At 62.6% G+C, this 12947-nt stretch carries 11 protein-coding genes and 1 pseudogene; 2 read left to right on the top strand and 10 right to left on the bottom strand.

The features are described 5' to 3' along the window. Positions 1-2 precede the first annotated feature (2 nt). From ACSQ24_RS08975 to ACSQ24_RS08935, 9 genes are all read right to left on the bottom strand, one after another. Positions 3-644: a response regulator transcription factor gene (locus ACSQ24_RS08975; protein WP_436094352.1), complete on the bottom strand. Its 642-nt coding sequence runs from the start codon at positions 642-644 to the stop codon at positions 3-5. Then, on the bottom strand, positions 641-4243 hold the full coding sequence (locus tag ACSQ24_RS08970) for a PAS domain-containing protein (protein ID WP_436094351.1): 3603 nt from the start codon (positions 4241-4243) through the stop codon (positions 641-643). The genes ACSQ24_RS08975 and ACSQ24_RS08970 overlap by 4 nt, the downstream gene beginning before the upstream one ends. 374 nt (positions 4244-4617) lie before the next feature. After that, positions 4618-5217 (bottom strand): NAD(P)H:quinone oxidoreductase, encoded by a 600-nt coding sequence (gene wrbA / locus ACSQ24_RS08965; protein ID WP_436094350.1) that lies wholly within the window; start codon positions 5215-5217, stop codon positions 4618-4620. Between the two features lie 148 nt (positions 5218-5365). Further along, complete coding sequence (locus tag ACSQ24_RS08960) at positions 5366-6208, bottom strand: alpha/beta fold hydrolase (RefSeq protein ID WP_436097857.1); 843 nt, start codon at positions 6206-6208, stop codon at positions 5366-5368. Between the two features lie 612 nt (positions 6209-6820). Continuing rightward, entirely contained in the window at positions 6821-7849 is a 1029-nt protein-coding gene (locus ACSQ24_RS08955; RefSeq protein ID WP_436094349.1) for a mechanosensitive ion channel family protein, read from the bottom strand. 84 nt (positions 7850-7933) lie between these two features. Then, a complete protein-coding gene (locus tag ACSQ24_RS08950) occupies positions 7934-8686 on the bottom strand; it encodes an SDR family oxidoreductase (protein ID WP_436094348.1) in 753 nt (250 codons plus the stop codon). A 524-nt stretch (positions 8687-9210) separates the two neighbouring features. Then, complete coding sequence (locus ACSQ24_RS08945; protein ID WP_436094347.1) at positions 9211-9909, bottom strand: HD domain-containing protein; 699 nt, start codon at positions 9907-9909, stop codon at positions 9211-9213. A 91-nt stretch (positions 9910-10000) separates the two neighbouring features. After that, entirely contained in the window at positions 10001-10753 is a 753-nt protein-coding gene (locus tag ACSQ24_RS08940; RefSeq protein WP_436094346.1) for an SDR family NAD(P)-dependent oxidoreductase, read from the bottom strand. Continuing rightward, complete coding sequence (locus tag ACSQ24_RS08935) at positions 10750-11223, bottom strand: hypothetical protein (RefSeq protein WP_436094345.1); 474 nt, start codon at positions 11221-11223, stop codon at positions 10750-10752. The genes ACSQ24_RS08940 and ACSQ24_RS08935 overlap by 4 nt, the downstream gene beginning before the upstream one ends. A gap of 382 nt (positions 11224-11605) precedes the next feature. On the opposite strand from ACSQ24_RS08935, the gene ACSQ24_RS08930 reads away from it, so the two are divergent. Continuing rightward, positions 11606-11839 carry a hypothetical protein gene (locus ACSQ24_RS08930; protein ID WP_436094344.1) on the top strand — a complete coding sequence of 78 codons (234 nt, stop codon included), beginning with the start codon at positions 11606-11608 and terminating at the stop codon, positions 11837-11839. Positions 11840-11949: 110 nt separating this feature from the next. Next, positions 11950-12030: pseudogene (locus tag ACSQ24_RS08925) on the top strand (RadC family protein); the annotation flags it as partial. A gap of 53 nt (positions 12031-12083) precedes the next feature. Here the strand turns inward: ACSQ24_RS08925 and ACSQ24_RS08920 are convergent. Further along, positions 12084-12932 carry a GntR family transcriptional regulator gene (locus ACSQ24_RS08920; protein WP_436094343.1) on the bottom strand — a complete coding sequence of 283 codons (849 nt, stop codon included), beginning with the start codon at positions 12930-12932 and terminating at the stop codon, positions 12084-12086. Between the last annotated feature and the right edge of the window lie 15 nt (positions 12933-12947).

Raw genomic sequence — 12947 nt, 5'->3', positions numbered from 1 at the left:
CCTCAGCTCCCTCCCGCCCGGCGCGAGTGAGTGACCGGTATCTCCAACCACTCCGCGATACGCACGAGATCGGCGAGCGACGCCGCCTTCATTTTCTGCATGACATTCCTTCTGTGGATTTGCAGCGTGACCTCGCTGATCGCCAGCTTGGCGGCCGCCTGTTTGTTGAGAAGGCCGCTCACCACGAGCGGCAGCACCTCGCGTTCGCGTGGCGTCAGATCGAGATAGCGTTGCCTCAGAGCAGCCAGCTCGGCCCGTTCTGACCTCTTCTTCCGATCCAGGGCGATCGCTGTGCCGATTGCGGCCATGAGGTCCGCATCGCTGAAGGGCTTGGTCAGGAAATCCACGGCGCCGTGCTTGATCGCCTGGACGGATGACGGAATGTCGCCATGCCCAGTTATGAAAACGATCGGCGGATGATCGCCTTCGGCAATCTGCCGCTGCAGATCGAGACCGTTGATATCCGGCAGCTCGACATCCAGGACGAGGCAGGCTGGGACGTCCGGCTTTGCCGCACGGATATAGTCACCGGCCGATCCAAAGGCTTCGGCGTACATGCCGTGCGAGGCCAGCAACTCGCCGAGTGCCTCCCGAATCCGTTCATCGTCATCGACGATGAAGACGATATGGCCTTCCGTCGTCATGCCGCCGCTTTCAGTTCAATCGGCAATGTAAAGATGAACGTCGCTCCCTGCGGTTCATTCATCTCCGCCCACAGCCGTCCACCGTGGGCCTCTATGATCGACCGGCAAATGGCCAAGCCCATGCCCATGCCGTGCTCTTTCGTCGTGAAGAACGGCTCGAAGATCTTGTCGGGGGCTTCGACGCCGTGGCCGCGATCGCGGATCTCGATCCGGACCGCGCTTTCCGTCCTGCGCGCACGTATCCCGAGACCCCTGTTGCTCGCGCTGGCGTCCATCGCCTCCATGCCATTACGGATGAGATTGACCAGAACCTGTAGTATCTGGACGCGGTCGAACACCATCAGCGGAAGGCCGCTTTCAACGTCGATGTCCATACGGACCCGGCGCCGTGCCGCCTCTTCGGCCATCAAGCCCAGCGCCTCGGCGATGACGCCACTGAGCGCCGCAGAGCTTCTCGCCTCAGTGGACTGTTTGAACAGGGCGCGGATTTGGCTCACGACATCGGCGGCGGAATTCGCGTCGCGGATGATACGCTCCACCGTCTTTTGCGCCCGCTCGAGGTTCGGCGGTTCGGCCGTGAGCCAGCGTTGGCAGGCGTGCGAATTCGCCACGACTGCCGCGAGCGGCTGGTTCACCTCGTGCGCGATGGATGCGGAAAGCTCGGCAAGGCTCGCCGCTTGGCTCGCACGCGCCAGTCTCTCCTGCGCGAGGCGCAGCTCCTCTTGCGTCCGGATCTCACCGTCGATGTCCAGGCAGATGACATTCCATTGCACAATGGAGCCTTCGGCATTGCGCATCGGCGCGGCACGCGTCTCAACCCAGCGATACTCGCCATCGAAGCGCCGCAGACGGTGCTTGCGCGCATACGGCTCGCCTGTGGACAGCGAATGGGCATACCCCTCCTTGAAGCCCGCCAGGTCGTCGGGGTGAACACCGGCGTCGAGTGTGCCGGCCAACCGGGACTTGCCAGTGCCGTCCAGGTCATCGAGGTTATATCCGAGGAATTCGCGGAGCTGCTGGCTGCGATAGACCGGCTCGCCATCTGGCGCGGCGCAATCGATCATGGCCGGCAGCGTTTCGACGAGCTGCCAGAGGAAGCGTTCTCTCTCGCGCAGCGCCTCCTGCGCGGTCACTAGGTCATCGATGTCAAGGCAGACGCCGTACCATTGCAGAATCCGGTCATTCGGGCCGCGAAGCGGTTCAGCGCGCCCCTCGGTCCAGCGATAGGTTCCATCTGACCGGCGCTGGCGATACTTCATTACGAAGCTGGTGCCGGTCTCGAACGAGTGCGCGAGCACCTGCTCCACCGCCCGCTTGTCGTCCGGGTGGACATCGGCCAGGGACCGCGACGCGTCCGGCGCGGTCAAGTCTTCCAGGGAGACACCGACCGTATCCATCAGCTGCTTGTTGATGTAGGACGGCGCTCCTTCAGGCGTGGCGCTCCAAATCAGCGCCGGCACGGCGTCGATGAGCTGCCGGAGCTGCCGCTCGCTTTCGCGCAATGCTTCCTGCGCGCGCACTTCATCGTCGATGTCGAGGGAGATTGCGTACCATTGCACGATCGCTCCGTTTTGATCGCGCACCGGTTCTCCGCGGCCATCAACCCAGCGATAGGCGCCGTCCGCGCGACGCATGCGATATTTCATGGAGTAGGGCTCGCCGGTGGCGAGGGAATGGCGGACCGTCTCCAGCAGGCCGGACGCATCATCGGGATGGACGAGCGTCCGCATGGCCGCCGCTAACCGGCTCATGCCGGGCCCTGCCACTTGCGCGACGTCGTCCAAACCGAAGAAGTCGAGCAAGCGCCTGTTGAAAAAGGTCGGCTCGCCTTCGGGCGTCAAACGTCTGATCTGGACGGGAACCATATCCACGAGCTGCGAGAGCTCGCGCTCCCGGTCGCGCAATGCCTGCTGCGCGCGGACCTCTTCGTCGATGTCGAGAGAAACGCCGTACCATTGCGCGATCTCCCCGTCCTCATCACGCCAAGGCTCCATCCGGCATTCCGCCCAGCGATAGGCGCCATCTTTCTCGCGCCAGCGAAACCGCATCGCCGAGCCGCTGCCGGTTTCGAAAGATTTCAGCAGTGTGCGATGCACGTCAGGGGCGTCAGCGGGATAAATCAGCTCCTGCAGCAACGTTTCGATGCGCGGCTCCCCGAGGGCTCCGAAATCCGGGATAACGGAGCGGAAATGGTCCTGATATCGCTTGTTGAAGTAAACCGGCCCGCCCGTAGGCGTTATGCGCCAGATGCGAACCGGCACGGCGTCGATCATTTGCTGAAGCTGCCGCTCGCTGCGCCGCAACGCCTCTTCGGCCTTCATCTGATCGTCTATGTCGTGGCAGAGGCCGTACCACTGGACGATGCGCCCGTCCTGATCTCGCAGCGGTTCTGCACGGCTCGACATCCAGCGATAGACACCGTCTGCGCGGCGCAGGCGATATCGCAAGGCGAAGCTTTCGCCGGAGCCGAGGCAGCGACGGAGGGCATCCTCGAACTCCGCTGCGTCCTTCGGATGGACGGCTTCTATGAGCGTCGCCAGTCCGCTGGTGTCCGGCTTGCCCGTATTCGCCAGGTTGCGGCCGAGAAAATCGACCATACGCTTGTTGAAGAAAGTCGGCTCGCCGTTGGGTGTCAAACGCCAAACGTGGCTCGGAACCATGTCCACGAGCTGCGAGAGCTCACGCTCGCTTTCGCGCAATGTGAGCAGTGCCTGTTGGTGCTGCCGGGATATAGCGGCGACGATGAGGGCGGAAAGCGCCGAGATGGCCAGGAAAAGCTGCAGCATGACCTGCTTGTGCTTTTGGGACTCGGGATCGCCTGAGAATTGGCTGGTGCCGGATACAGTAAATGCCACCGTGATCAGAGCGAGAAGGGCCAAGGTGACGGCGGCGCCCTTGAACTCAAAGCGGACCGCGGCCCAAAGAAGAGGCGGCATGACGATATAGGCGAAGGGCAGGTAATCGCTCAAGGAAAGGGCGGCGACACCAAGAAAGATCAGGCCCAGAAGACCTGCTTCCACCCATCGCACGGCGGTGAACTGGGTCTTTCTCTGCCAGTTCTGGAACACGACCAGTGCCAGCGGCGCCACGATCAAGACCCCGGTGGCGTCTCCGATCCACCATAGAGGCCAAGCCGCTGCAAAGGATTGCGACTGTATGCCAAACCACGCAAGCGTTGCGCTTCCGATCGTCGCACTTATGGTTGGCGCAATTCCGGCGCCCGCTACGACGAATGCGAGAACTTCCTGCAGGGTTTCCAGCCGAACCGGCCGCCCGCAGGTCCGGTTCACGAGCCACGCGCCGACCACTGCTTCAAGAGCGTTGCCAATATAGATGAGGAACGCCGCGGGTAGCGGACTTTGGAACCACAAGAAATTGCTGAACAGTTCAGCCAGACATCCCCCCAGCACCCACCACGGCCAGCTCTGCCCGGAGGCGAGGACAAGCGTAGCGATGAAAAGTCCGCTCGGAGGCCAAATCGAAATACCCGTTCCAGGCACGATTGCGAGCGATTGGGCGAAGCCGCAGCCCAAGATATAAGTCGCTATAAAAAGCCCCAAGTGCAGGAACTGGGGACGGTGCGACCAGACGCGCATCATTGGCTTCTCCTGTTGGAAAGCCCGGAATTTTCGGCGTCTCGTATAGCAGCTGTTCTCACTATCTGGACCTGATCGTGAATTCACGGCCAAACCCTAGTCCCGCCATGCCCGAGCTGCATCTCATGGAAATCCATGAGATGTCGCGAGCGCTGGCGCGCTTCCCTGGCCTTCGGGATGCTCAGTCCCGACCAGCTGAGCAGCGGGACGGCCCCAGCACGATGTCTCGGTTCCTAAACAGGGTCAGGCGAGCGCGCCGCAGCACTCGGAGCGGAATACTGGCCGTTGGTTGTCGCTGGCACGAACACAAGGCTTGCGGCCAGCACAGTCTGCTCCTGGATGGGCGGCTGAAATAGAGGGGCCTGCCCGCGCATAGCCTAGCCGAATATCTTCGCGGCCGTCCGGGCGACGAGTTCGCCCTGGTGGCGCGCGCCGGCGAGATCGATCTCGCTAGGAGTGCGTGAGCCGTCGCCGCCAGCCACTGTCGTCGCTCCATACGGCGCGCCGCCGACGATCTCGGCCATGCTCATCTGGCCCTGATGACTATAGGGCAGGCCGACGATGATCATGCCGAAATGCAGTAGGTTCGTGATAATTGAGAAGAGGGTCGTCTCTTGGCCACCATGCTGGGTGGCAGATGAGCAGAAGGCGCCACCGACCTTGCCGATCAACGCGCCACGCGCCCACAGGCCGCCGGTCTGGTCGAGAAAGGCCGCCATCTGTGAGGTCATCCGCCCGTAACGGGTTCCGGTGCCGACGATGATGGCGTCGTAATGCTCAAGCTCGGCGACGGTAGCGACCGGAGCCGCCTGGTCGAGCTTGAAATGTGAGCTCTTGGCGACTGCCTCCGGAACCGTCTCGGGAACGCGCTTTACATCGACAGTAGCGCCTGCCGCTCGGGCCCCCTCGGCGACAGCGTTCGCCATCGTCTCGATGTGACCATAGGAAGAGTAATAAAGAACCAGAACCTTGGGCATGATAAATCTCTACGTGGTTGCCGGGATTGCTCGTGACTTGCGTTTCGTCGGTCGAACGCGGGTTGGACCTCGTAGGGACTGCAATATCCCAACGTTTCGATGAGCAAGCGCAGGGCGGAGCGAGCCCGCCCTGCCAGGCCCATCCGCGTCAACCCTTCACGAATTCGAGCAGGTCTCGATTGAGCACTTCGGCGTGCGTTGTCAGCATGCCGTGAGGGTAGCCCTTGTAGACCTTCAGCGTATTGTTCGTGAGAAGCTTGGCTTGGAGAATAGCTGCGTCAGCTATGGGCACGATCTGGTCATCATCTCCATGGAGGATGAGCGTCGGCACCTTGATTGCCTTCAGATCTTCCGTCTGGTCGGTCTCCGAAAAGGCCTTGATCCCTTCATACTGCGCAAGTGCGCCGCCATTCATGGCCTGCCGCCACCAGTTCTGGATCACGGCCTGCGAGATCGCCGCTCCCGGCCGATTGAAGCCGTAGAACGGGCCCGAGGCGAAATCGAGATAGAACTGGGCGCGATTCCCGGCCAGCGCCTTGCGCAGTCCGTCGAAGACTTCGAGTGGAAGTCCGCCAGTGTTCGCCTCGGTCTTCAGCATCAGGGGCGGAATGGCTGAAACGAGCACTGCCTTCGCGACTCGCCCCCGCGGTTGGCCGTGCTTCGCGACATAGCGAGCGACCTCACCGCCGCCGGTCGAATGACCGATGTGAACGGCATTGCGAAGGTCGAGATACTCGACGACCGCCGAGGCATCGGCGGCGTACTGGTCCATGGTGTTCGCCGTGCTGACCTGCGAGGACCGGCCATGGCCACGTCGGTCATGTGCGACAACGCGATAGCCGTTCGCAAGGAAGAACAGCATCTGCCCGTCCCAATCGTCGGAGGAGAGAGGCCAGCCGTGATGGAACACGACGGGCTGCGCGCTCTTGGGTCCCCAATCCTTGTAGAAGATCTCCGTACCGTCCTTGGTCTTGACGAAGCCGCTGCTCATGATGGTGCTGCCTTTCTGGGGATGTTGGGATGGACTGGTCTGCGCCAGCGTCACGGTTGGCAGGACGCTCGCCACCGGCAGGGCGGCTGCGCCAATCGCGACTATGCGCCGCGTGGGTAGGTTGTAGGGGTCGGGCATAATTATCGCTCCGCGACGTTGGTGACGGAGGAAATGCTAAGCAGCGGCGATCGGATGGAGAATCCTACACAGGGCTCGGCCAGCTATGTCCAAGGTCTAGGACGTCTCCCGATTTGGCGTGGCCAAGCTCGAGATTTCGCGCAAGCACATTGCGTGCGTGGGCGGAGCCGCCGCCCACGATATAAGCCGCAATAAAAAGCCCCAGATGCAGGAATTGGGGGCGGTGCGACCAGACGCGCATCATTGGCTTTTCCTGTTGGAAAGCCCGGGATTTTCGGCGTCTCGTATAGCAGCTGTTCTCACTATCTGGACCTGATCGTGAATTCACGGCCAAACCCTAGTCCCGCCATGCCCGAGCTGCATCTCATGGAAATCCATGAGATGTCGCGAGCGCTGGCGCGCTTCCCTGGCCTTCGGGCTGCTCCAACCCCGACCAGCTGAGCAGTGGGACGGCCCCGCCAGACGTTTCGGTTCCTAAACAGCGCCGGATGAGCGCGCCGCAACACTCAGAGCGGAATACTGGCCGTTGGTTGTCGCTGGCATGAACACAAGGCTTGCGGCTGGCACGGCCAGCGAAAGACCGCTTGCCTGGCATTGGTTATGGATGAGATCGATGATCTCGTTCTTGGCGGCTGTCGCCATAGCGACGCTCGCGACACGGAACTGCAGCTCCACCTCGATCGCGATCGCGTCTATGGCCTTGAGGGCCACGGCCGGCGGCGGGTCCTTGACGATTCGAGTGCTGGCTTGCAGCACCGACCGCATCACGTCCTCGACCGCGCGCGGCCGGTGTAGGGCGGCAAAGCGCACGCTCAATGTGATCTGATGCGTCTCGTCTGGGCGGCTGAGGCTGGTCAGGCCTTGCCTTGCCAGCATGCTGTTCGGTAGCACGACGATATTATTCGCGCCGGTCAGCAGGTTGGTGGAGCGCCAGTTGGTTTCGGTGACGCGGCCCGCAGTGCCGTCGCTCAACTGGACCCAGTCGCCTATTGCATAGGCCTTGCCGAGTGTCAGCGCGATGCCGGAAAAGACGTCGCCGAGCGTGTTCTGTAGCGCCAGGCCCAGGATGACGGCGACGACGCCCGAGGTCGTAACCAAGGTCGCGATCGGCATCCCGAAGACGAAGCCCATCACTGATAGCGCCACGCCGAGATAGATGGCAGCAACGGCCATGTCCAATATGAGATGGGCTTCCCGCGGCTTGCGGTTGAGCCTGACATAGATGTGGATGAAGCCGATGATCGTCCAGGCGAGATGGGTCCACCAGAGAACTCTGGCCGATTTGGAGAGCGCCGCTGCAAGGCCCTCCGTGTAGATGTCATCGGGGCGATGTGGAGCGATGTCTCCGATGTAAAGCAAGAAGCTCATGCCGGTGAAGAACAGGATCTGAACGATCAGGCGACCCGTCGGACGGTTGCAGCCCTGAACGTGCCACACGACGATCCCGGCAATTCCCAGGATGTTGATCAGGGCCAGCGGCAGGAAGTGGTCGTCGCCAAGCATGGGATGCTTCACCGATAGCGGTTGGTCGCGTTGAAGAGCGGCCAAGGGCACGGGCCGCCTTGAAGGCGGCCCGTGCCCAGGCGGTTACTTTCGAGGCGCCGTCGCGAACCAACCATCGAAGTCGATGCGGCCGATGCGCGGGTTGTTGTCGGAGACGAGCGAGCCGTCCCTCAGCTTGGTCCCGAAGTAATGGGCTTCCGGATCTGCGACGACAGAGCGGGTATCGCCGATCGCCTTGAGGTAGCGCGCGACGAAATCACAAAGACGCGCCCGTTCGGGGCCCGCGATTTCGATAATGCCATTGGCCGGTGCGGCTAAAGCGGCCTCGGTCACGAAGTCGGCGACGTCATCGGATGCGATAGGCTGGAGGTTGCCCGTCGACAGACGGGTCGTGTCGCCGACCGTGCCTGACTGGGCGATGCCGCCGAGGAACTCGAGGAACTGCGTGGACCGCACGATGGTGTAGGGAATGGCGGCGTCCCGAATGATCTTTTCCTGCGCGACCTTGGCGCGAAGATAGCCGCTGTCCGGCAGCCGATCAGCGCCGACGATGGAGAGCGCGACGTGGTGTTTGACACCGGCTGCCTTCTCCGCTGCCGTCAGGTTCTTGCCCGAAATCTGGAAGAATTCGAGCACGGCCTTGTCCTCGAAGGAGGGCGAGTTCGCAAGGTCGATCACGACCTCGGTATTCCTGAGGACCTCCGCCAAGCCTTCACCAGTGATCGTATTGACCCCGGTGCTCGGGGCGGCAGCAACGACCTCGTGCCCGTTCTTGCGCAGGCGCTCCGCGGTCTTGGAACCGATCAGGCCGGTTCCGCCGATAATCACGATCTTCATAAGAGGTCTCCATTCGTTGCGCACTCAGACACTTGCGCGGGTTTCGACAAATCCTCAGGCTGAGAGGCCCATTGAAAGCTCGGACTCGAAGGCCGAGCCAAGGCTCGACCTTCCAAGCTGCACGCCGCCATCGGGCCTGATCCAATAGTCGGTCAGTAGTCCCAGAAGACTGGGACCCAACGGAAGGTGTCGCCATCGACCGAGGCCCCCAAGGTCGCGAACGACTTTGCGGTGTTCGGATATCGGTGCGTCGCCCGATGCCGAGAAAATATCGGAAATCGCGAGAAGGCGGACCTGTTCCCCGGGATAGGTTGCGCTCGCTGTTGGATGCAGGGAGCTGCCCATACCAATGCACTCCCCAATCTTTGGCCGCTTCGGTTTCGCGTTGATCGCCCTTGCTCACGAACAGGAGCGACAATCGATGCCATGCCGCTGCTTCGATTGGACCGACGGGTTTGGAGCCGATCAGGCGCAGCTTTCCTCCCCGCGATGGCAAAGGCGATCGGTGGCGCTGCGCTGCCGGCTCAGTCGTCGAAAGGGGCGTTCATAACGAAATCGACGGCCGATCCGGCTTGGTAGCGGGGAACGAAACGCTCGCCGAAATCCCGCACAAAGTTGTCATAGGTCGTCTCCGGCCTGACTTTGGCGATGTGGCAGAAGCACTGCGTCATCCGCCGTTTCATGCCGAGCCGCGGATATTCAGCGAGAATGCCCTGCATCTCCTGCGATGGCAGCAGGCCATATTGGAGCCCGCCGACGTCGAGACAGACGCCAGCCGTGCAGAGCGCGACCTCGGCCTCCTTGTAAAGACCGATCGAGGGCGTCGAGTTCAATGCGACGCTGTCCCAGATCAGTTGGGCACGGCGCTCGTCGAGACCGCCCTTGCGGGCGAAATCCCGCGCCAGGTCCGCGCCCTCCACCTCGAAACGGCGGGGTCCATCGAAGCTCTGGTTGAGTGTGATGTCGTGCAGCAGCGTTCCCACGGCGACGACCTCCGCATCATGCTCGATATTCCGCAGCTGCCCCAGACGAGCAGCGAACAGCCAGGATCGAACGACATGGTTGAAAAGATAGGGCTCGCAGGCCTTGCGGGCATATGCGATCGCCTCCTCGATCAGCGAGCTCTCCGGCACGGCAATGCCGGCCAGCAGTCGAAATGTCCCGTCACTCATGTCCACGATCTTTCCTGGCCTTGATAACGCCGCCCGGCGCCGACCGTTCACGATGCCGAGGCGACGACTTTGGCCAGCGAAGCGACCTCGCCGAAGCACGGCACGGTAGCCGAGGGCGGGGTCTCGGTTGTCAGCGGTTCGCTTAGGTCAGCCCCAGACCGCCATCGACAGCGAGCACCTGGCCGGTAACCCAGGCGGAAGCCGGCTCGGCGAGCTGGACGATCCACCGGGCGACCTCTTCCGGGTTGCCACGCCGTTTGAGCGGGATCTGGTCGCGTTCCTGTGCCTTGATCGCCGCCGCCTGTTCTGGCGAGAGCCCCATCATCCCCGTCAGCGCGCCCGATTCAGTCGGGCCCGCTGCGACGGCGTTGACGCGGATGCCATGGGGGGCAAGCTCCAACGCCCAGCAGCGGGTCAGGTGCTCCAGGGCCGCCTTGCTTGCGGCATAGTGGGAGAGATCGGCCGCCGGTTTGTGGCCGAAGGTGCTCGATACATTGACGATCGCTCCCTTCGTCGCGATCAGATGCGGCAGCGCTGCGGAGGCGAGCAGGCTGGGTCCGACCACGTTCACCGCGAAGATGCTCGCAATGCGCTCCTGCGTGACGTCAGCCAGCGGCAGAATGGCGCCGGCACCGGCGTTGTTGACGAGAACGTCCAGGCGGCCCCAGGTCTCGATGGCCTTGGCGACGGTTCGCGCAGCATCTTCGGCGGAGGCGACATCCGCGACCAGCGCGACGATATTGGGATGGATCGAGGCGGCCTCCTCGAGGGCTGCGGTCCGCCGCGCCGTGACGATCACCTTCGCGCCCAACTCGGCGAAATCCACCGCTGCGGCCCGACCTATGCCGGAACTGCCGCCGGTGACGATCACGACCTTGTCTTTCAGGGTGCTCATGATGCTCTCTCCGTCGGTTTGATGGTGGCGTTGGGCTGGATCGTCAGCTTTCTCTCGCGTGGGCGGCGGAGCGCCCAGAGCGTCAGCAGGATCCCGAGAATGGCCGGCAGGGTCACAGCCGGAAAATCGCGCGGAATGACCGCTGGCGAGCAAATTCCCACCGCGACCTCCCAGAAGTGAAAGAGTGCATGCGCACTGAGCCAGGCGGTCGCTGCGGCCCAGAGGCCGATGCGGCGTTCGGGCACGACCATGCCGATGGCGAAGGCCACGCCGAGGAACAGCTGGATCATCCCGATGTCGCGGATGAAGTGCTGATTGAAGAAGCCCGTATCGGTCACGCCCGGCACGAGTTCGTACCAAGTCTGCGGGGCGATAAGCATGAACAGGCCGTTCGCGGAGAGGAAGGCTCCGTTGAAAGTCGCCATGGCCCCTATCAAGACCGCGACCGTCCGATTGTCCTTGAAATCCATCAGAAACAGCCTTTGCGATGTGCCGAGCCGTTTGCGCTGCTGCAGATTGCGGCGATGCAAAAAGTTAGCAGGCTTCGCCTTGAGGATCGCCTGAGACCCAAGGCGAGTACGGGCGATCCGAAAGGCTAGGGTGGCACCAAGGAAGAGTGCGCCGGCCTTCGGGCCGGCAACTAGACAGCCCGAAACCGGACGTTCCTCGTGTCCGCAATGGGCACGACGAGACGTCTGCGGTGAGCCATCGAACTGTGCGGCCTGCCCTGCCCTCTTGCGTACCTTCTGGACGGCATCCCATGCGGGTTCGCTACGCTACTCGGCGCTCTCTCCAAGGCGCATCCAATCGTGCAACAGGCTGCTGCATCATTGCTTGGCCTCAGGAGATCTCGTGTCGACCCCTGCCTACCGCACGCTCGAGGAAGTCGTTGCGCGCTATCGTGGCCAGGTCAGCGAAGGGACGCTGCGGAACTGGAGAGCGATGCGCATCAGTCTGTCCTTCATCAAGATCGGCAAGGCGGCCCCTGGCGGAGCAAGCTCAGGCAGGGTGAGCTCGATCACCCTGCCTGGCTGTTCACGTCATGAGCAATGCGAGATGATAAGATTCACGATGCGGAATCCGTGACACAGCAGTATTCTGGAGCATCGTCTAAGCTATGCTATGATCGCGAAGCGTTCATCACAAGCAATCATACACCGCATATACCAGCTAACGACCGCAATTTAGCTTGGGGCGCAAAGCCCTTGGGCATCGCGATCCACGCCCACATCATCGTCGGCCGCGACGGCCACGCCAGCTTCAAGGGGCTGGGCTGATCTGACTGTCCGGCCTCTCCCACTCACGACACGGAAAGCCCGAACCACCCACTTCAATCCGCCTCGCCGAGCGAATAACCCGGCAGGCGCGAGACGACGCCGCCGATGGGACGCAGGTGCTGTTCCAGAACCGCGCGCGCCCGGGCTTCATCCCGGGCCTGAAGGGCATCGAGCAGAGCGTAGTGCTCGCTGCGAATGCGCTCGATCCGGTTCGGCTCGATGCGCAGCGCGGTCATGGCGACACGCTGCTGGCGCGAGCCGAGCGATTGGTAGAGCTCGGACAGCACCTCGTTGCCGAGCGCCGTGACCATGGCGAAATGGAAGGCCTGGTTGAGTTCGACCCGGGCGAAATGATCGCTGAAAGGAGTAGCTTCCAGCTGTTCCAGGATCGCCGTCATGTGCGGCGGCACCGGAATCCTCTGCTGGCAGATGCGTGCGACCGCGTAGCCCTCGATCATGCGTCGCGTTTCATAGAGATCGACCAGTTCCTGCGCCGTGACCTGGCGCACGAGCGCCCCGCGACGTGGCAACAGATCGATGAAGCGCTCCGCCTCCAGCCGGTGGAAAGCTTCGCGCACCGGCGTTCGCGAGATGCCCAGCACCGAGGAGATCTGCTCCTCCTCGATGAAGGAGCCGCCGGCGAAGTTGCCACGCAGGATCTGCTCGCGGACATGGGCGTAGACCCGCTCGCGCGCAGGCTTCGCGGTGGACGGCCCTGACTCCCGCGGCTTCATTCCATCAGCGATTTGCATATCGCGACCGCCTTCCATCACGGTCCAAGGCGTCGACACTCGAACATCCGCCACGTATACATGACGCATCATGATTATGCACCATCGACAAAAGGACTCTGCAGAGGCCTGCGCCGTGATCGGTCGGGCGCCGGCGACCGCGCCGCGCATCGGCGAGCGTATGGT

It is taken from the genome of Allobosea sp. LjRoot237 (genome assembly GCF_964253285.1).
Classification (GTDB): Bacteria; Pseudomonadota; Alphaproteobacteria; order Rhizobiales; family Beijerinckiaceae; genus Allobosea.
This window is presented reverse-complemented; position numbering and strand designations above follow the sequence as displayed.